Genomic DNA, 20,721 nt, shown 5'->3' on the forward strand with positions numbered 1-20,721 from the left:
GGTTTCGCGCCGGTCGGCCTTGCCCGGAGCCGGCACGGACTCTAAACAGGCGCGACCCTAGAAAAGAAGGAGCCTCCCATGAGCATTCGTCGTATCGATGTCGGCCCGCGCATGAGCCAGATCGTCATTCACGGCAACACCGTCTATCTAGCCGGCCAGGTCGGTGAGCCCGGCGGCAACGTCGCCTCGCAGACTCGCGACATCCTGAAGACCATCGACGAATTGCTGGCCAAGGCTGGCACCGACAAGACCAAGATCGTGCAGGCGATCATCTGGCTGGCCGACATGGGCACCTTCGCCGAGATGAATTCGGAGTGGGACAAATGGGTGCCGCAGGGCCACACGCCCGCCCGCGCCACCGGCGAAGCCAAGCTTGCCACCCCGGAATATCTGGTCGAGATCATTATCACGGCGGCGCTGTAAGGCGCTAAAACTGCCAATCTCCCCCTCGTGGGCACACGAGGGGGAGATTGCTCATCCCTGCGAAGGCGTGAACCGCGCCACAAGCGTGTGGCTTTCCGCCGGATAGATGAAGCGCACATGCGTGACCGGATGCTCGGCGCTCCAGGTGCGGCGCTCGACCACCAGGCAGGGCGCGCCGGGATCGATGTCGAGCGTGTCGGCGATAGTTTCGTCAGCCGCCATGGCGCGGATACGGTGCTCGGCCTCGCTCCACGGCACGCGTCCGATCAGCCAGGGGCCGGGCGCAATGTCGAGAAATTCTTCCTCGCTGGCCTCGCCCACCGCCGAAAGATTGATCAGGCGCTGCTCGAGCGCGAATGGCCGTTCGCCGGCGAAATGCAGCCCCTCCAGCCAAAGCACTGGACCCGCAGAGAGCCCAAGCAGCGACCGATCCTCGGCATTGCCGCGCCGTTTCATGCGCTCCAGCCGTTCATAACGATAGGGCAGGCCGAGCGCCTCGACCTCGATCCTGATGTCGTGCAGTTCCAGCACCGCCGCCTGCGACTGCGGCTGGCGCACGAAGCTGCCCGAGCGGCGGCGGCGCTCGATCAACCCCGCCTTGGCGAGCTGCGACAGCGCCTTGTTCACCGTCATGCGCGAACAATCATATTGAGCCGTCAGCTCGTGCTCGAACGGGATGCGATGGCCGGGCGCCCATGCACCCGACAGGATTTTTTCCCGGATGTCGGACAGGATCCGCTGGTGCAGCGACAGGGTCTCGCCGTCTTCCATCTCTGCCGTTTCGGCCATGCTCATCGGGATCAGCCCTCGGAAAGCGCCATCATCACTTTGCGGAATCGCCCGGCGACCGCCTCGCGTTTGACATGCCTGCCGCCGCTCACCTGCTTCTTGCCATGCACCCAGACGGAATCGACCTTGCTGCCATTGGCAAAGATCCAGGCGTCGAGGATGGCATCGCCCGCCTTGCCGGCAAGCAAGGGGTGGCTGGCATCGAGCGAGACGAAATGGGCCGGACTGCCGACGGCGAGAGTTGAGGGGCCGGCGCCGAGCGCGATGCTGCCGCCATCGAGCGCGGCATCGAACAGCGCGCGGCCGGTAGAGCCGCCGGCGCGCGCCAGCACGTTGCGGGCGCGGTGGGCAAGGCGCTGCGAATATTCGAGCTGCCGAAGCTCGTCCGTCAGGCTGATCAGCACATTGGAATCGGAGCCGACACCGAAGCGGCCGCCATGTTCGATGAACGAGGGGGCGGCGAAAGTGCCGTCGCCGAGATTGGCCTCGGTGATCGGGCAGAGGCCAGCGATGGCGCCGGCCTTGGCCATGGCGATGGTCTCGGCTTCGGTCATGTGTGTGGCGTGGATCAGGCACCAGCGCCTGTCCACCTCAGCATGTCCGAGCAGGAACTCGACCGGACGCTTGCCCGACCAGGCGATGCAGTCCTCGACTTCCTTCACCTGCTCGGCGACATGGATGTGGATCGGCTCGTTCGGCGCCATTGCGGCAACGGCGTTGAGTTCGTCCGGCGTTGCGGCGCGCAAGCTGTGCGGCGCGAGGCCGACGACGGCTTGCTCAAGCGAGCGAACGCCCTCGCGAGTTTTCTCAAGCAGACGTTCGAAGCGTTCGACATCATTGATGAATCGCCGCTGGCCTTCGTTGGGAGCAGCGCCGCCGAAGGCCGAATGGGCATAGAAGACCGGCAGCAGCGTCAGTCCGATGCCGGTGTCGGCGGCGGCAGCCGCGATCCGCTCCGCCATCTCGGCGATGTTGGCGTAAGGCTGCCCGTCGCGATCATGGTGAAGGTAGTGGAACTCGCCGACGCGCGAAAAACCGGCTTCCAGCATCTCCACATAAAGCTGCGCCGCGACCGCCTCGACCTGGTCCGGCGTCATCGACAGCGCGAAGCGGTACATCACCTCGCGCCAGCTCCAGAAACTGTCGGCCGAGGGACCGCGCAACTCGGCAAGCCCCGCCATGCCGCGCTGGAATGCGTGGCTATGCAGATTGGGCATGCCGGGCAGGACGATGGCGTGGCGTTCGTCGCCGACGTGTGCCGAAGAGCCCGCTTCGACGGCAGAGATACGGCCGCCGTCGAAAGCGATCCTCACATTGCCCCGCCAACCGCCGGGCAGCAGCGCCTGTTCCGCAAAGATCGCCGTCACGTCCAAACTCCCAATCCGAATGCCCGAGCGACATTAACACTTGCGTCGCGTTTCAATATGTATATACATAATCGTCATCCTTTCAAATGGAAAAGATGATGGGTGGAGCAAACGGAAAGAGCGGCCTTCGTCTGTGGCGCAATGCCCGCCTGGCGACTATGGCCGAGGGTGCTGCCGGTCTCGGCATCGTCGAGAAAGGTGCGATCGCCGCGCGCGACGGGCTGATCGTCTATGCCGGATCGGAGGCCGACCTGCCGGCAGCCGCCGGACAGGGCGCCGAAACGGTCGATTGCCAGGGCCGCTGGATCACCCCCGGCCTGATCGATTGCCACACCCACCTTGTCTATGCAGGCAACCGCGCCAACGAATTCGAGATGCGCTTGGCCGGCGCCACGTATGAGGAGGTGGCGAGGGCAGGGGGTGGCATTGTCTCCTCGGTCAAGTCGCTGCGCGCCGCGAGCGAAGACGAGCTCGTCTCCCAGACGCTGCCCCGCCTCGACGCGCTGATGGCCGAGGGCGTCACGACCGTCGAGGTCAAGTCCGGCTACGGCCTCGATGCCGACAATGAAAAAAAGTCGCTGCGCGCTGCCCGCCGTCTGGCCAGTGAGCGTCCAATCACGATCCTTACGACCTGTCTCGCCGCCCATGCGCTGCCGCCCGAAGCCAGGGGCGACAAGGACGCTTTCATCGATCTCGTCGCCGGCACGATCCTCCCGGCGGTTGCCGCCGAAAAGCTCGCGGACACCGTCGACGGTTTTTGCGAGGGCATTGCCTTCTCACCGGAACAGATCGCGCGCGTCTTCGATAAGGCGAAAGCGCTCGGCCTGCCGGTGAAGCTTCACGCCGACCAACTCTCCAACCTGCATGGCGCGGCGCTTGCCGCGCGCTACGGCGCGCTGTCGGCTGATCACCTGGAATACACCGATGAGGAGGGCGCCGCGGCGATGGCCGGGTCCGGCACCGTCGCGACCATCCTGCCCGGCGCCTACTATTTCATCCGCGAGACCAAGAGGCCGCCGGTCGAGCTGTTCCGCCGGCAGGGCGTGAAGATGGCGGTCGCCACCGACTCCAATCCCGGTACCTCGCCGCTCACCTCGCTGCTGCTCACCATGAACATGGCCGCGACGCTCTTTGGCCTGACCGTCGACGAATGCCTCGCCGGCGTCACCCGCGAGGCCGCGCGTGCGCTGGGGCTTCTCGACAGGATCGGCACGCTGGAAGCCGGCAAATCGGCCGACCTTGCCGTCTGGAATATCGAGCGTCCGGCCGAACTTGTCTACCGCATGGGCTTCAACCCGCTCCATGCCCGCATCTGGAGAGGACAATGACCGAACTGATCTTGAAGTCCGGCAGCGCGACGCTTGCCGACTGGCGCGCCATCTATCGCGGCGCCGTGCCGAAGCTCGACGATGCCTGCCAGCCGAAGATCAAGGCCAGCGCCGAAGCCGTTGCCCGCATCATCGCCAAAGGCGAGCCGGTCTACGGCATCAACACCGGCTTCGGTAAGCTCGCCAGCGTTCGCATTCCGGCAAACGATCTTGAAACGCTGCAACGCAACATCGTGCTTTCCCACGCCGCGGGCGTCGGCGAACCGATGCCGGCCCCCGTGGTGCGGCTGATGATGGCGTTGAAGCTGGCGAGCCTCGCCCAGGGCGCTTCCGGCGTGCGCGCCGAGACCATCGACCTGCTCCAGGGGATGCTCGCCAACGACGTCATTCCGGTGGTGCCGGTGCAAGGTTCGGTCGGCGCCTCGGGCGACCTCGCGCCGCTCGCGCATATGACGGCGGTCATGATCGGCGTCGGTGAATGTTTTACCCCGCATGGTCGCTTCCCGGCCAAGGTCGCCTTCGTCTCGCATGGGCTGGAACCGGTCACGCTCGTTGCCAAGGAGGGCCTGGCGCTGCTCAACGGCACCCAGTTCTCGACCGCCTTCGCGCTCGCCGGCCTGTTCGAAGCCGAGACGCTCTACCAGTCGGCGCTGGTCGCCGGCGCCCTGTCGACCGATGCTGCCCGCGGCTCCGACGCGCCTTTCGACCCGCGCATTCATCTGTTGCGCAAGCATCGCGGCCAGATCGAGACCGCGGACGCGTTGCGCAATCTGATGGCCGGCAGCGCCATTCGTGAATCGCACCGCGTTGGCGACGAGCGCGTGCAGGATCCATACTGCCTGCGCTGCCAGCCGCAGGTGATGGGCGCCGCGCTCGACGTCCTGCGCAAGGCGGCCGACACGCTCGAGACCGAAGCCAACGGCGTCACCGACAACCCGCTGATCTTCGCCGAGGACGACACCGCGCTCTCGGGCGGCAATTTTCACGCCGAGCCGGTGGCCTTTGCCGCCGACATGATCGCGCTTGCGGTTTGCGAGATCGGCTCGCTGTCGGAGCGGCGCATCGCCATGCTGGTCGATCCGGCGCTCTCCGGCATGCCAGCATTTCTGACGCCGAAGCCTGGCCTCAATTCCGGTTTCATGATCCCCCAGGTGACGGCGGCGGCGCTCGTTTCGGAAAACAAGCAGAAGGCTTATCCGGCGAGCGTCGATTCCATCCCGACCTCGGCCAACCAGGAAGACCATGTCTCGATGGCTGCGCACGCGGCGCGCCGCCTGCTCGGCATGATCGAGAATGCAACGGCCGTCGTCGGCATCGAGCTGTTGGCAGCCGCGCAAGGCTGCGATTTCCACGCCCCGCTCGCCTCGAGCGAAGCGCTGGAAACGGTGCGCAAACTGGTCCGAGCCGAGGTGCCGCATCTCGATAACGACCGGCATTTCCACCCCGACATGGAAAAGGCGATCGCCCTGGTCCGCAGCGGCGCCGCGGTTAAGGCGGCGGCTGCGGTGGCGCTGCCGGGGATTGCGTCATGAGACGCCCCTCTCTGTCCTGCCGGACATCTCCCCCACAAGGGGGGAGATTGGCAACTTTGGCGCCCCGCTCCTTCTTGCAACGTGGACGATTGGCGAAAGCCGGCGTGATATCTGATCTCCCCCCTCGTGGGGGAGATGTCCGGCAGGACAGAGGGGGGCGCCGTAGAGCTCCAACCCGTGGAGAGCTCCAATGACCACGCCCTGGCTCACCATCACACGCGGTACGGCGCCGCTGCTGGTCTCGATCCCGCACACCGGCATAGATCTTGCGGGCCTCGACAGCCGGTTGGTCTCGCCGTGGCTCGGCCGCCGCGACTGCGACTGGTGGATCGACAAGCTGTACGACTTCGCGAACGATCTTGGCGCCACGGTCGTCCACACCGCCATCTCGCGCACCGTCATCGACGTCAACCGCGACCCCTCCGGCGTCTCGCTTTATCCTGGACAGGCGACGACCACGCTCTGCCCCACCGACACGTTTGATGGCGATCCGCTCTACCGCATGGGCGAGGAGCCGACGCCGTCCGAGATCGACCGGCGCCGCGAGACTTACTTCGCGCCTTACCATGCCGCACTGCAGGCTGAGATCGACCGGCTGCGCGGCATGCATGAGAAGATCGTGCTGTATGATTGCCATTCGATCCGCTCGGTGCTGCCGCGCCTGTTCGAAGGCACGCTGCCGGTGTTCAATCTCGGCACCAATGACGGCAAGAGCACCGAACCATCGCTGCAGGAAAAGGTAGCCGCCATCCTCGCGGCGAGCAGCCAGTCCTGGGTGGTCAATGGGCGCTTCAAGGGCGGCTGGATCACCAGAAGTTTCGGCCGGCCGCAGAGCGGCGTCCATGCGCTGCAGATGGAGCTCTCGAACCGCGGCTATATGCGCGAGCCGTCGGAAAAGGGCGCGCCAGACAACTGGCCGGTGCCTTACGACCCAACCTACGCGGCGCCGATCCGCGCCACGCTGAAAACCATTCTCGAAACCGCGATTGCCTGGGCCGCGCGCTGACGCTCCCGCCGCACCTGATCGAAAGGGAACTGCCGACATGACCGACCCTCGCCACAACATCCGTGAAGTCCGCGCGCCGCGCGGCGATAAGCTCAACGCCCGCTATTGGACGACCGAGGCGCCGCTGCGCATGCTGATGAACAATCTCGATCCGGAGGTCGCCGAGAACCCGAACGAGCTCGTGGTCTATGGCGGCATCGGCCGGGCGGCGCGCACCTGGAACGATTTCGACCGCATCGCCGCGTCACTGAAGACGCTCGGCGAGGACGAGACGCTCTTGGTGCAGTCGGGCAAGCCGGTCGGCGTCTTCCGCACCCACAAGGACGCGCCGCGCGTCTTGATCGCCAATTCCAACATCGTGCCGCACTGGGCGACCTGGGAAAAATTCAACGACCTCGATAGGAAGGGCCTGATGATGTACGGCCAGATGACGGCCGGTTCCTGGATCTATATCGGCACGCAAGGCATCGTTCAGGGCACCTACGAGACCTTCGTCGAGGCCGGCCGCCAGCACTATGGCGGCAATCTCAAGGGCAAGTGGATCCTGACCGCCGGCCTCGGCGGCATGGGCGGCGCCCAGCCTCTGGCCGCTGTCATGGCCGGCGCCTCCTGCCTCGCCATCGAATGCAATCCGGACTCGATCGACTTCCGCTTGCGCACTCGCTACCTCGATGAGAAGGCCGAAACGCTCGACGAGGCGATGGAAATGATCGAGCGCTGGACCAAGGCCGGCGAGGCGAAGTCCGTCGGCCTGCTCGGCAATGCCGCCGAGATCGTGCCGGAGATGTTCAGGCGTGGGATCCGCCCCGATATCCTCACCGACCAGACCTCGGCGCATGACCCGATCAACGGCTATCTGCCCAAGGGCTGGACCATGGCCGAATGGCGCGAGAAGCGCGTCAGTGATCCGAAGGCGGTGGAGAAGGCGGCGCGCGCGTCGATGCGCGAGCATGTCGAGGCGATGGTGGCGTTCTGGAACGCCGGCGTGCCGACGCTCGACTACGGTAACAACATCCGCCAGGTCGCCAAGGACGAGGGTTTCGAAAATGCCTTCGCCTTCCCCGGCTTCGTGCCGGCTTACATCCGTCCGCTGTTCTGCCGCGGCATCGGCCCGTTCCGCTGGGCTGCGCTCTCGGGCGATCCGGAAGATATCTACAAGACCGACGCCAAGGTGCGCGAACTCACCCCTGGCAACACGCATCTGCACAATTGGCTCGACATGGCGCGCGAGCGCATCTCCTTCCAGGGCCTGCCGGCGCGCATCTGCTGGGTCGGGCTTGGCGACCGCCATCGATTGGGGCTCGCCTTCAACGAAATGGTGGCCAAGGGCGAGCTCAAGGCGCCGGTCGTCATTGGCCGCGACCATCTCGATTCCGGCTCGGTCGCCTCGCCGAACCGCGAGACCGAGGCGATGAAGGATGGCTCCGACGCCATTTCCGACTGGCCGCTGCTCAACGCGCTGCTCAACACCGCGTCCGGCGCCACCTGGGTCTCGCTGCATCACGGCGGCGGCGTCGGCATGGGCTTCTCGCAGCATGCCGGCATGGTGATCGTCGCCGACGGAACGCCTGACGCGGCCAGGCGCCTGGAGCGCGTGCTGTGGAACGACCCGGCGACCGGCGTCATGCGTCACGCCGATGCCGGTTACGACATCGCCATCGAGTGCGCGAAGGAGCACCAGCTCAACCTGCCGGGCATTTTGGGTTGAGGCGATGCGCATCCTTCGTGCCGCCGGCTATCGCGTCATGCCGTGGAAGAACGGCGGCGGCACGACCACCGAGATCGCCGTCTCGCCTGATGGCGCCGGTCTCGAGGATTTCGACTGGCGCATCTCCATGGCGCGCGTCGAGACCAGCGGGCCATTCTCCAGCTTTGCCGGCATCGACCGCACGCTGTCGGTGCTGGAAGGCGACGGCATTATGCTCGACATCGCCTCTCGACCGCCGGCGCGGCTGACGCCGGCCTCGGCGCCGCTTCCTTTTCCCGGCGACGTGCCGACCCGCGCCACGTTGATGGGCGGCCCGATCACCGATCTCAACGTCATGAGCCGCCGCGGCTGCATCAGCCATACGGTCGAGCGCTTGCCTGTTTCGGGTGAAGTCGAGATAAGGTCGACCGACGGCACGACGATTATCTTGCCGGTTGGCGGTGGCGTCACAGTCCTCACGGACACCGCTGCCAGCCTCGGACCGCTTGATGCGCTCGTCCTCGATCAGCAGAGCCAGAAACTGCGCCTCCAGCCTGAAGGGCATGAGCTGATTTTTGTGATCCGCCTGCGCGTCACCGCCGCCAATGGTTAACGGCTGTTGCCAAACATGATCGCGGCGCGGGCGAAATATCGCCTGGCCCCTTGCATGTATCACGAAAAAGCCTGAATCCTTTCCCTGATCGGACCCGGGGCGGGAAGCGAGGGGCGTTCGCCCTTGAGTTGTCGAAAGGGGACGCCCCTGTCATGGAGCGCGAACAAACTTTCGGCCGAACCTGCCATGCAACAGATTGCATTTGAACCGGTTTTAGGGCCATTGCCGTGGCGGTGACGCCGCATCGCGCCCCGCCTTACGGAATAATCAATGAACATCCAGACGAATCCCGCCAAGATTGAACAAACTAGTGCCGGCTTCCCGACCGTCACGGAAGCGCCGATACGCTCCAATTTCCTGCCGGAAGACCGGCTGCGCGCGCTGGGCGCAGCACTCGCCAAGGGCGATGTCAGGGACCTGTTCGGGCTTTCGCCGTTCGAATTCCAGGCCCGCATCCGCGACAGCGCCAAGAAGATTCTCGAAGTCTACCGTTCGACCAACGCCGCCCAGGCCAAGGGCGAGACGATCACGCCCGCGGCGCAATGGCTGCTCGACAACAACTACCTGGTCGAAGAGACCATATTTCAGGTCAAGCGCGATCTGCCGCGCCGTTTCTACCGCCAGTTGCCGACGCTCAAGCTTGCGGGCGGCACGGCGTTGCCGCGCGCCTTCGTCGTCGCCTGGAGCTATGTCGAGCATTCCGACAGCGCCGTCTCGGCGACCATGTTCAAGGCCATCGTCGAGGGCTTTCAATCGGTCGAGCCGCTGAAGATCGGCGAGCTCTGGGCGCTGCCGTCGCTGCTGCGGTTCGTGCTGATCGAAAACCTCCGACGCATCGCAGTGCGCGTCAACCGTACCAGAGAGATGCGCCAGATCGCCAACGAGGTCGCCGACCGGGTGTTGGCGACCGACGACAATGCCGACCGGACCAGGATCCTGTCGAGCTACGCCGCGCATGCGCAGGATACCACTTTCGCCACCCAGCTCCTTTATCGCCTGCGTGACGGTTCGCAGAACGCCGGCCGCGCGCTGGAATGGCTGGAGGGCGAGCTCGAGAAGACCGGCTCCGACGCCGAGGAGATCATCATCTCCGAGCATCAGACGCTGTCCAGCGGCAACGTCACCACCGGCAACATCATCCGCGGCCTGCGCCTCATCAACGACGTCGACTGGACGGTCTGGTTCGAGGGCGTCAGCCGCATCGACACGCTGCTGCGCGAGAAGACCGATTTCGCCGCGCTCGATTTCTTCTCGCGCGATCAGTATCGCACCGCGATCGAGCAGCTTGCGCGCCGCTCCGACCTTTCCGAATTCCGCGTCGCCGAAACGGCGATCGAGCTTGCAGGCCACATGCCTGGGGTCACCGATGCGTCCGGCGTGCCGGAAACTGCCGACCCCTCCGTGCATACCGATGTCGGCTTCTTCCTGGTCGGACCGCGCCGGCCGGAGCTGGAACAGGCGATCGGCTACCGGGCTCCCTTCTATGTGACTTTCAAGCGCGCCTTTGCCGCCACCGGCTGGCTCGGCATCGTCGTGCCGGTCTTCCTGCTGACGGTGCTCCTGCTTGTGCTGTCCGGCAACGCGCTTGCCAATCTCGGCCTCTCGGCAGGGGCGATCACGCTGATGCTGGCTTTGTTCGCGGTGCCGGCAAGCGAAGGCGCGTTGGCCTTCTTCAACACCGTCGTGGCGCTCTTCCTCAAGCCGACGCGGCTCGTCGGCTATGACTATAAGCACGGCATCCCCGCCTCAGCGCGCACGCTGGTCGTCGTGCCTTCGCTCATCGGGTCGCGCGACGACGTCGAGGAAAACATCCGCAACATCGAGGTGCATCATCTCGCCAACACGGCAGAAGAGATCCATTTCGCGCTTTTGTCCGACTGGCCGGATTCCAAAACCGAAATCGACGCAGCCGACATCGAGATCCTGCAATATGCCCGCGACGAGATCGCCAGGCTGAACGCCCGCTACCCGTCGGAAGGTGCTCCGCGCTTCTATCTTCTGCATCGCCGCCGGCTCTACAATCAGGCCCAGGGCTGCTGGATGGGCTGGGAACGCAAGCGCGGCAAGCTGCACGAGCTCAACCTTCTGCTGCGCGGCGACAGCGACACCACCTTCCTGCCGCTCGATGTGCCGCTGCCGGACAAAGTCACCTATGTGATGACGCTCGACGCCGATACGCGCACCACCCGCGACGCCGTCTCGAGCCTCGTCGGCAAGCTCGCGCATCCGCTCAACCGTCCGCATTTCGATCCGGCAAAGCGCGTCGTCACAGCCGGCTACACCATCCTGCAGCCGCGCATCACCGCCTCGCTCACCAGCGGCGACGATGCCTCCTTCTTCCAGCGCGTCTTCTCGGCCAATCGCGGTCTCGACCCGTACGTCTTTGCCGTGTCCGACGTCTATCAGGACGTCTTCGGCGACGGCACTTTCACCGGCAAGGGCCTCTACCATATCGACGCCTTCGAAACGGCGCTGAAGGGCCGCATCGAGGAAAACACCATCCTCAGCCACGATTTGCTCGAAGGCGCCCTGGCGCGCGCCGCGCTCGTCACCGATGTCGAACTGGTCGAGGACTATCCGACCCGCTACTCGGTCGACGCCTCACGCCACCACCGCTGGGCGCGCGGCGACTGGCAATTGCTCGGCTTCATGTTCGATCCGCGCTCTGGCGTTCCGGCACTGTCGCGCTGGAAGATGGTCGATAACCTGCGCCGCTCGGTGACCCCGATCTTCTGGGTGATGGCCTGTATCGCCGGCTGGACGCTGCTGCCGTTCACGCAGGCCGCGCAGTGGCAGGCGCTGATGATCCTCAGCCTGTTCATGGCCCCGACTTTCGACATCGTCAACGGCATCCTGCCGAAGAGCGGCGACCAGACGCCTCGCGGCCATTTCTCGGCGCTGGCGCGCGACACTGTGTTCGGCACCGCGCTGGTGGCGCTGAAGGTGCTTTTGATGGCGCACCTCGCCTGGATGATGGGCGATGCCATCGTCCGCACTCTTTACCGGCTCTTCGTCAGCCGCCAGAACCTTCTGGAGTGGCGCACCGCCTCGCAGGCGCACAAGACCGGCGGCAGCGATCTCGGCGCTTATTACAGCATGATGTATGGCGCCGTGATCATCGGCGTGGTCGGCCTTGCCGTTCCGGTGCTGGCCGATTCCACCGGCGCGTTCGTCGCCTTCTTCTTCGCGATTTTCTGGATCGGCTCGCCCGCCGTCGCCTGCTGGATCAGCCGCTCGGCCGAGACCGAGGACAGGCTGCGCATTTCCGCCGCCGACATCCATGCGCTGCGCACCGTGGCGCGTCGCACCTGGCACTATTTCGAGACCTTCGTGACGGCCGAGCATCACCATCTGCCGCCCGACAATTTCCAGGAAAGCCCGGCGCCAGTGGTGGCGCCGCGCACCTCGCCGACCAACATCGGCGTCTACCTGCTCTCGGTGGTGTCGGCGCGCGACTTCGGCTGGATCAGCCTGTCGGATGCCATCACCCGCATCGACGCCACGATGACGACCATCGAGAACATGCCGCGCGATCGCGGGCATCTCTACAATTGGTACGACACGACGACGCTGAAGCCGCTTTATCCGCTCTATATCTCGGCGGTCGACAGCGGCAATCTCGCCGGCCATCTGGTCGCCGTGGCTGCGGCCTGTGCCGAATGGGCCGAGGCGCCTTCCGTCCACCTGCAGGGCGATTTCGAGGGCATCCTCGATACCGTCACCATCCTCGACGAGAGCCTGGAGGAACTGCCCGACGACCGCCGCCAACTGCGGCCGCTGCGCCAGCGTCTTGCCGACCGCCTCGACGGCATGCGCCGGGCAGTGATGACCATCAAGGCGCAGCCCGAGATGGCCTCGATCCGCACGATCAATCTCGCGGTGCTGGCCGGCGAGATCCGCAAGCTTGCGACCGCCATCCACGTCGAGGCGGCGTCGCCCAAGAGCGACGTCATCGCCGACTGGGCGGCCAGGCTGGAGGCGACCTGCGAGGCGCATGTGCACGATTCGCACAATGACGAAAGCGCGGTCTCGGCGCTCCGCACCAAGCTGCTCGCGCTGCGCGGGCGCTGCCGCCGCTACGCCTTCGAGATGGATTTCTCCTTCCTGATGCGGCAGGAGCGCAAGCTCCTGTCGATCGGCTATCGCGTCGAGGAGCACCAGCTCGACGAGAGCTGCTACGACCTGCTCGCCTCCGAGGCGCGGCTGACCAGCCTGTTCGGCATCGCCAAGGGCGACCTGCCGACCGAGCACTGGTTCCGGCTCGGCAGGCCGATCGTCGAGATCGGTTTCAAGGGCGCGCTGATGTCCTGGTCGGGCTCGATGTTCGAGTACCTGATGCCGCCGCTGGTGATGAAGGAGCCGCAGGGCTCGATCCTCAACCAGACCAGCAAGCTCATCATCAAGCGCCAGATCCAGTATGCGCGCTCGAAGAACGTGCCCTGGGGCATCTCGGAAGCGGCCTACAATGCCCGCGACCGCGAGCTCACCTACCAGTACACCAACTTCGGCGTGCCCGGCCTCGGCCTGAAGCGTGGTCTCGGCCAGAACACCGTGATCGCGCCTTACGCCACTATCCTGGCGGCGCAGTTCAATCCGCGTGAGGCGGTGCAGAACCTGATGCGGCTGCGCGCGATCGGCGCGCTCGGCCGGCACGGCTTTTACGATGCGGTCGACTTCACGCCGCAGCGCGTGCCGGAAGGCACCGACCATGCCGTCGTCCAGAACTACATGGCCCACCATTCCGGCATGTCGATCGCCGCCGTGGCGGACGCCATCTTTGAGGGTCGGCTGCGCGAACGCTTCCACAGCGATCCGGTGATCGAGTCGGCCGAACTCCTCTTGCAGGAGAAGGCGCCGCGCGACATCCCGACCGCTACCGTCAGGACCGAGGCCGACGAGCGCTCCAAGGATGAGACCGAGACCGAGAGCCCGGACAGCCGCATCATCCTTGACCCGATCAAGGCGCTACGCGCGACCAACGTCATGTCGAATGGCCGCTACTCGGTCATGGTCACCGCCACCGGATCCGGCTACAGCCGCTTCGGCGAGCTTGCCGTCACCCGTTGGCAACCGGACCCGAGCGAAGACCGTCTCGGTTCCTATATCTTCTTGCGCGACACCGCGACCGGCGACTGGTGGTCGGCCACCGCCGAGCCGAAGCGCGCCGAGGGCGAGCGCGTGCAGACGCTGTTTGCGGACGACAAGGCGAGCTTTACCAAATCGATCGGCTCGCTGCGTTCGGAGGTCGAGTGCATCGTCATCTCCGAAGGGAATGGCGAAGGCCGGCGCGTCACGCTTTACAATGACGGCCCCACCGACCGGCACATCGAGGTGACGTCCTTTGCCGAGCTGGTGCTGGGCAACGAAGCCTCCGACAACGCCCATCCGGCGTTCTCGAAGATGTTCGTCGAGACCGAGATCTCCGCTAACAACGGCGCGATCTTCGCCACCAGGCGCAAGCGCGAAAAGAACGAGCCCGACCTAACCATGGTGCATTTCGTCACCGATCCGTCGGGTCCCTCGCGCGACGCCGAGGCCGAAACCGATCGCCGCGCCTTCATCGGCCGTGGCCGCACCATCGCCGACGCTGCCGCCTTCGACCCCGGCGCCCGGCTCTCCGGCAGCCACGGCTTCACGCTCGACCCAGTGGCGGCACTTCGCCGCCAGGTGCGCGTGCCGGCCAACAAGAAGATCTCGCTGACCTTCTGGACCGTCGTCGGCGCCAACCGCGGCGAGCTCGACGAGGCGATCGGCCGCCTCGATCATCAGGAGAGCTTCGCCCGCCAGGCGATGCTCGCCTGGACGCGCAGCCAGGTGCAGACGCGCCATCTCGGCCTCAGCCTGACCGATGCCGCCAATGTGCAGAAGCTGGCGCGTTACCTGATCTATCCCGATCCGTTCCTGCGTCTGCCCGCCGACTCCATCGCCTCGGGCCTCGGCCGCCAATCGAGCCTCTGGCCGACCAGCATCTCCGGCGATTTCCCGATCTTCCTGGTGCGCATCGGCGACGTCGCCGATCTCGAGATCGTCGCCCAGGCGCTGCGCTTCCAGGAATATATGCGCGCCCGCGGCATGATGATCGACTTCGTCGTCGTCAACGAGCAGGCATCCTCCTACGTGCAGGACCTGCAGCGCGCAGTGGAGACGCTGTGCGAGAACAGCCGCCTGCGTGGTCGCGAGCTTGGCCCCCGTCAGCACATCTTCGCCGTGCGCCGCGACCTGATGGACGAGCCGACCTACAAGACCCTGCTGTCGGTCGCGCGTGTCGCGCTCCACACCCGCAACGGCACCATCTTCGACCAGCTCGAGCGGGCCGAGACGGCGGCATTGCAGGCCCGCGACGCCTTGCAGCAGGCGGAAGGCGTTCCGGCTCGCCAGCCGTCGCCGCCTTTGCCTGAGCCGACGCGGGCAAGCGAGGGAGGAGCCGATTTTGCCGCCGACGGCACCGGCCTCAGCCTCTGGAACGGCTTTGGCGGCTTCGACGGCGACGGCCGCCACTATGTGACGCGGCTGACCGGCCGTCGTGTGACGCCGCAGCCCTGGATCAACGTCATCTCCAACGCTTCCTTCGGCTTCCACGTCTCGGCCGAGGGCGCCGGCTTCACCTGGAGCCGGAACAGCCGCGACTACCAGCTGACGCCGTGGTCGAACGACCCGGTGTCGAACCGGCCGGGCGAGGGCTTCTATATCTACGACCAGTTGAGCGGCAAGGCGTTCTCGCCGATGGCCGCGGTGGTGCGCGATCCCTCGATGACCTACGAGACCTGGCACGGGCAGGGGTTCTCGACCTTCCGCTCGAAGCGCGGGCCGCTGTCGATGGATCTGACGCAGGTCGTCGACCCGGTGGATCCGGTGAAGATCACCCGGCTGCGCATCCAGAATGCCGGCCCCGCGCCGGCAAGGCTGCGCGTCTATGCCTATGCCGAGTGGGTGCTCGGCGGCCATCGCTCGCGCACGGCGGCAACCATCGTGCCGACCAGGGACGCCGCGACGGGCGCCATGCTGGCGCAGAACCCCTACGGGCTCGACTTCGGCGAGCGGGTGGCTTTCCTCGCCGCGACGGCGCCTGTTCATTCGGTGACCGCCGACCGTGGCGAGTTCGTCGGCAGGCACGGCACGACCGAATATCCGCAGGCGGTGCTTGGCGGAGTTGCTTTGTCCGGCCGCGTCGAGGCAGGCGACGATCCGTGCGCGGTGATCGCCAGCGACATCGACATCCCGGCCGGCGGCGACGTGACGCTGTTCTGGCTGCTTGGCGACGCCGCCACGGCCGCCGAGGCGAGCGCCCTGGTGCAGACCCACAGGGACAAGGATTTCGACCGGCGTCTGGCCGACAATGAGCGCGTCTGGCGCGGCTTCCTCGACACCATTCAGGTCGAGACGCCGGACAAGGCGCTCAACGCCATGGTCAACCACTGGCTGCCCTACCAGAGCCTGGCCTGCCGCATCCGCGCGCGGTCGGCCTTCTACCAGGCGAGCGGCGCCTTCGGCTTCCGCGACCAGTTGCAGGATACGCTGGCCTTGCTGGCGCATGATCCGAAGCTGGCGCGCGACCAGATTCTCAACGCCGCCCGCCGGCAGTTCCAGGAGGGCGACGTGCAGCACTGGTGGCTGCCCCGCACCGATGCCGGCGTGCGCACCATGATCTCGGACGATGTCGTGTGGCTGGCGCACGCGACGGCCCGCTACATCGAGGTGACGGGCGATGCCGCCATCCTCAAGGAGCAGATACCGTTCATCGACGGGCAGGAGCTTGGCGAGGGTGAGCACGACGCCTTCTTCACGCCCGAGATCACCAAGACCACAGCCTCGCTTTACGAGCACTGCGCGCGGGCGCTCGATCTGGCGATCAAGCGCAGCAGCCCGGCCGGCCTGCCGCTGATCCTCGGCGGCGACTGGAACGACGGCATGAACCGTGTCGGCGAGGGCGGCAAGGGCGAAAGCGTCTGGCTAGGCTGGTTCCTGCTGAAGACGCTGGGTGACTTCGCCCCCATCGCCAAGGGACAGAGCGATGGCAAGCGGGCGCAGGCCTGGACGAAGCACGCGGACCTGCTGAAGCGGGCGCTGGAGAGCACGGCCTGGGACGGCCAGTGGTACCGGCGCGGCAGCTTCGACGACGGCAGCCCGCTCGGCTCCCGCAATTCGAACGAGTGCAAGATCGACTCCATCGCCCAGTCCTGGAGCGTGCTGTCGGGCGAGGGGGATCCTGCCCGCTCGACCACGGCCATGGAGCAGGCGACGAAGATGCTCGTCGACGACAAGCACAAGATCGTCAAGCTGTTCACGCCGCCCTTCTCGAACAGCGACAAGGATCCCGGCTATATCAAGAGCTACCCGCCGGGCGTGCGCGAGAACGGCGGCCAGTACACCCATGCCGCCACCTGGTTCGTCATCGCGCTGGCCGAGATGGGACGCACCGACGAGGCCTATCGCTGCTTCTCGATGCTGAACCCGGTCAACCACGCCTCGGACGAGGCGGCGGCCGAGCATTACCGCGTCGAGCCTTACGTCGTGGCGGCGGACATCTACGCCGGCGAAGGAAAAGGCGGCCGCGGCGGCTGGACCTGGTACACGGGGTCGGCCGGCTGGCTCTACCGGGCCGCGGTGGAAGGAATCCTCGGCATCGAGCGGCGCGGCAAGCAGATCACGTTTAGGCCGAAGCTGCCCGGCCACTGGGACGGCTACGCCGCCACACTCAAGATGTTCGGCGGCGAAATCAAGGTTCGCGTCATCCGCGACAAAAAGACCAAGTCGATCGCGCTTGAAGTCAATGGTTCGAAGACCAAATCAGGGTCTTTCGAACCGAAGGCCGGCGAGATGACCGACGTCGTCGTCAAGATACCTGCGTAGGATCAACGGTTTGCCTTGCAGGCCGCGCATCTCTCGGGATGCGCGGCCGAGCTTGGCGTTTTACTTTGTCAGTGGGCCGGGCAGCGTGCGCCCACGCTGCTTCAGGCACGGCTAAGCAAGCGCCAAGTGATTAAAAATGTGGCAGCGCTGGGCAGGTGCCATTGTTTTGCCGCAAGGCTGACATTTCACCTTTTATCTCAAACCGTTAGGTGATCACGTCAGATTTCGCACCGTCGTCATCTTTTGTTCGCTAAATGGGAACGGAAGGGATAGACGACGCATTGTTTCGCGACACATAAACCGGTACGTGTCAAAAAATGGTGCGGCGCACAATACCGACATTGAGCACGGACAAGAGTTTGGCGGAGTAGCTGAAGTGTCACTTCTGCAGATCTACTTTAGAGCGCTGAGTTATCTGGCTGCGGACAAGAAGCGCGTCGCGCTGATCTGCGGCGCCAACGTCGCGCTTGCCGCGATCGCTATTCTCGAGCCGATCCTTTTGGGCCGGGTGATCGGCGCCATTTCCGAAAAAGGTCCGGTGTTTTCGACGCTCGCCGTCTGGGCTGCTCTCGGTGTCTTCAATGTCATAGCTTTCGTGCTGGTGTCGCGCGGCGCCGACCGCTTCGCCCATGCCCGGCGTTCGGAAGTGCTGTGCCAGTCCTTCGAGCGCGTCATCACCATGCCGCTCGCCTGGCACCACCAGCGCGGCACGTCCAATTCGCTGCACACGCTGCTGCGCGCCGTCGAGACCCTGTTCAGCCTGTGGCTCGAATTCATGCGCGTGCATCTCTCGACGGCCATTGCGCTGGTGCTGCTGGTGCCGACCGCGCTTTCCATGGACATCCGCATGTCCATCGTGCTGCTTGGCCTCGGCGTGCTCTACGTCGGAATCGGCCGTATCGTCATGCGCCGTACCAAGTCGGGGCAGACCGCCGTCGAGCGCCACTACCACACCGTCTTTGCCCATGTGACCGACAGCGTCAGCAACGTCGCCGTGCTGCAGAGCTATAACCGCATCGGCCATGAGACCGCGACGCTGAAGCGCTACGTCAAGGACCTGCTCGACGCGCAGAACCCGGTGCTCGACTGGTGGGCTATCGCCAATGCGCTGAACCGCCTGTCGTCGACCATCTCGATGATGATCGTGCTCTCGATTGGGGCTTATCTCGTCACCCGTGGCCAGCTCCGTGTCGGAGACGTCGTCGCCTTCACCGGCTTTGCCGGAATGCTGATCGCCCGTCTCGACCAGATGTCGGCCTTCACGACGCAGATTTCCGAGGCCCGCGCCAAGCTCGAGGATTTCTACCGCCTCGAGGACTCGGCCGCCGAAACCGCCGAGCCGGACGGCCTGCGCGAGTTGACCAACGTCACCGGCCGTGTGCGCTTCGAGGACGTCAGCTTCGAGTTCGCGAATTCGGGCCATGGTATCGAGAATGTTTCCTTCGAGGTGCCGGCCGGCAAGACCGTCGCCATCGTCGGCCCGACCGGCGCCGGCAAGACGACGCTCATCAACCTGCTGCAGCGCGTCTTCACGCCGTCCAGCGGCCGCATCCTGATCGACGGCATCGACACCCGCACGGTGACCCGCAAGTCGTTGCGCCACTCGATCGCCACCGTCTTCCAGGACGCCGGCCTGCTCAACCGCTCGATCGAGGATAACATCCGGGTCGGCCGCGCCGATGCGAGCAATGACGAGGTGCACGCCGCCGCCAATGCCGCCGCCGCACAGGACTTCATCCTGGCCAAGAGCAGCGGCTACGATACCGTCGTCGGCGAGCGCGGCGGCCAGCTCTCGGGTGGCGAGCGCCAGCGCATCGCCATCGCCCGCGCCGTGCTGAAGGATGCGCCGATCCTGGTGCTCGACGAGGCGACCAGCGCGCTCGACGTCGAGACCGAGGACCGCGTCAAGGAAGCGATCGACGTACTGCGCCGCAACCGCACGACCTTCATCATCGCCCACCGCCTGACCACCGTGCGCGACGCCGACCTGGTCGTCTTCATGGACAAGGGCAAGGTGGTCGAATACGGCGGCTTCACCGAGCTGTCGCTGCGCAACGGCCGCTTCGCAGCCCTGCTGCGCGCAGGCGGCCTGCTCAACGACGAGGAGGTCCGTCGCCTCAGCCGTCCGGTGACGGAGGCGGCGTAAGCTTTTTCCCTTCTTCCCTTGTCGTGGGAGAAGGTGTCGCCGCAGGCGACGGATGAAGGTGTTCCAGAAAACACAAGCGTCTCACTCCGTCGCGCACCCTATCCGTCTCGTCGCTCGCGCGCCGATCCACCTTCTCTGACAAGGGGAGAAGGAGAGAGTGCGACAACCGTCCGATTGCCCCTGATGCATCGCCGGTCTATTTAGATCGGCATGAGCGACACCACCTCACGCCTCGCCGGCTGGATCGACCTCGCCAACCCGACCCGCTTCGTCGGGCTGGCCGACAAGGTCATTCCGTGGCTCGCGGCGACCGCGGCGATCCTACTCGGCGTCGGCCTCTATATGAGCTTCACCGCGCCGGAGGATTTCCAGCAGGGCATCACGGTGCGCATCATGTACATCCACGTGCCTTTCGCCTGGCTTGCCATGATGTGCTACACCATCATGGCGATCTCGGCGCTCGGCACGCTGGTCTGGCGCCATCCGCTGGCCGACGTGGCGCTGAAGGCGGCGGCTCCGATCGGCGCCACCTTCACCGCGCTCGCGCTGATCACCGGCTCCATCTGGGGCAAGCCGATGTGGGGCACCTGGTGGGTGTGGGACGCTCGGCTGACCTCGGTCTTCGTGCTTTTCCTCATGTATCTTGGGATTATCGCGCTGACCCGCGCGCTGGACGACGCCGGCCGCGCCGCCTGGGCCGCCGCCATCATCACGCTGGTCGGCCTCATCAACATCCCGATCATCAAATTCTCGGTCGACTGGTGGAACACGCTGCACCAGCCGGCCTCGGTCTTCCGCCTCGGCGGCCCGACCATCGACCCTTCGATGCTGTGGCCGCTCGCCGTGATGGCGCTTGGCTTCACCGTGCTGTTCTTCGCGCTGCACCTGATGGCGATCCGCACGGAGATTTTCAGGCGCCGCGTGATCGCGATGCGCAGGGTTGCGGCGCGGCAGGCGGAACGGCAGTAGATTTTCGGACC

11 protein-coding genes are annotated in these 20,721 nt (G+C 65.6%); 9 read left to right on the forward strand and 2 right to left on the reverse strand.

Annotation, left to right across the window (positions count from 1 at the left end):
* The first annotated feature begins 78 nt into the window (after positions 1–78).
* Positions 79–423, forward strand: coding sequence for a RidA family protein (locus CK224_RS21780; protein WP_095778583.1), 345 nt, complete (start codon positions 79–81; stop codon positions 421–423).
* Positions 424–474: 51 nt separating this feature from the next.
* Here the strand turns inward: CK224_RS21780 and hutC are convergent, their stop codons facing one another.
* Positions 475–1,218, reverse strand: coding sequence for a histidine utilization repressor (hutC, locus tag CK224_RS21785; protein ID WP_095783198.1), 744 nt, complete (start codon positions 1,216–1,218; stop codon positions 475–477).
* Positions 1,219–1,223: 5 nt separating this feature from the next.
* Positions 1,224–2,579 carry a formimidoylglutamate deiminase gene (locus tag CK224_RS21790; RefSeq protein ID WP_095783308.1) on the reverse strand — a complete coding sequence of 452 codons (1,356 nt, stop codon included), beginning with the start codon at positions 2,577–2,579 and terminating at the stop codon, positions 1,224–1,226.
* A gap of 98 nt (positions 2,580–2,677) precedes the next feature.
* Between CK224_RS21790 and hutI the strand changes: the two genes are divergently transcribed.
* The 8 genes from hutI to CK224_RS21835 all read left to right on the forward strand — a co-directional run bounded on the left by hutI (position 2,678) and on the right by CK224_RS21835 (position 20,710).
* A complete protein-coding gene (gene hutI, locus CK224_RS21795) occupies positions 2,678–3,907 on the forward strand; it encodes an imidazolonepropionase (protein WP_176477991.1) in 1,230 nt (409 codons plus the stop codon).
* Positions 3,904–5,439: a histidine ammonia-lyase gene (gene hutH / locus CK224_RS21800; RefSeq protein WP_095783200.1), complete on the forward strand. Its 1,536-nt coding sequence runs from the start codon at positions 3,904–3,906 to the stop codon at positions 5,437–5,439. The genes hutI and hutH overlap by 4 nt, the downstream gene beginning before the upstream one ends.
* Before the next feature lie 190 nt (positions 5,440–5,629).
* Positions 5,630–6,445, forward strand: coding sequence for an N-formylglutamate deformylase (hutG, locus tag CK224_RS21810; RefSeq protein ID WP_095783201.1), 816 nt, complete (start codon positions 5,630–5,632; stop codon positions 6,443–6,445).
* A gap of 37 nt (positions 6,446–6,482) precedes the next feature.
* Positions 6,483–8,153: a urocanate hydratase gene (hutU, locus tag CK224_RS21815; RefSeq protein ID WP_095783202.1), complete on the forward strand. Its 1,671-nt coding sequence runs from the start codon at positions 6,483–6,485 to the stop codon at positions 8,151–8,153.
* Between the two features lie 4 nt (positions 8,154–8,157).
* Positions 8,158–8,745, forward strand: a complete 588-nt coding sequence (locus tag CK224_RS21820; RefSeq protein ID WP_095783203.1) for a HutD family protein — start codon at positions 8,158–8,160, stop codon at positions 8,743–8,745.
* Positions 8,746–9,015: 270 nt separating this feature from the next.
* Positions 9,016–17,595, forward strand: a complete 8,580-nt coding sequence (locus CK224_RS21825; protein WP_095783204.1) for a glucoamylase family protein — start codon at positions 9,016–9,018, stop codon at positions 17,593–17,595.
* 376 nt (positions 17,596–17,971) lie between these two features.
* The gene (locus tag CK224_RS21830; RefSeq protein WP_095783205.1) at positions 17,972–19,741 is read left to right on the forward strand and encodes a glucan ABC transporter ATP-binding protein/ permease; all 1,770 of its coding nucleotides are present in this window, start codon (positions 17,972–17,974) and stop codon (positions 19,739–19,741) included.
* Between the two features lie 210 nt (positions 19,742–19,951).
* A complete protein-coding gene (locus CK224_RS21835; protein ID WP_095783206.1) occupies positions 19,952–20,710 on the forward strand; it encodes a heme ABC transporter permease in 759 nt (252 codons plus the stop codon).
* Positions 20,711–20,721 lie beyond the last annotated feature (11 nt).

The organism is Mesorhizobium sp. WSM3862 (assembly GCF_002294985.1).
Taxonomy (GTDB): domain Bacteria; phylum Pseudomonadota; class Alphaproteobacteria; order Rhizobiales; family Rhizobiaceae; genus Mesorhizobium.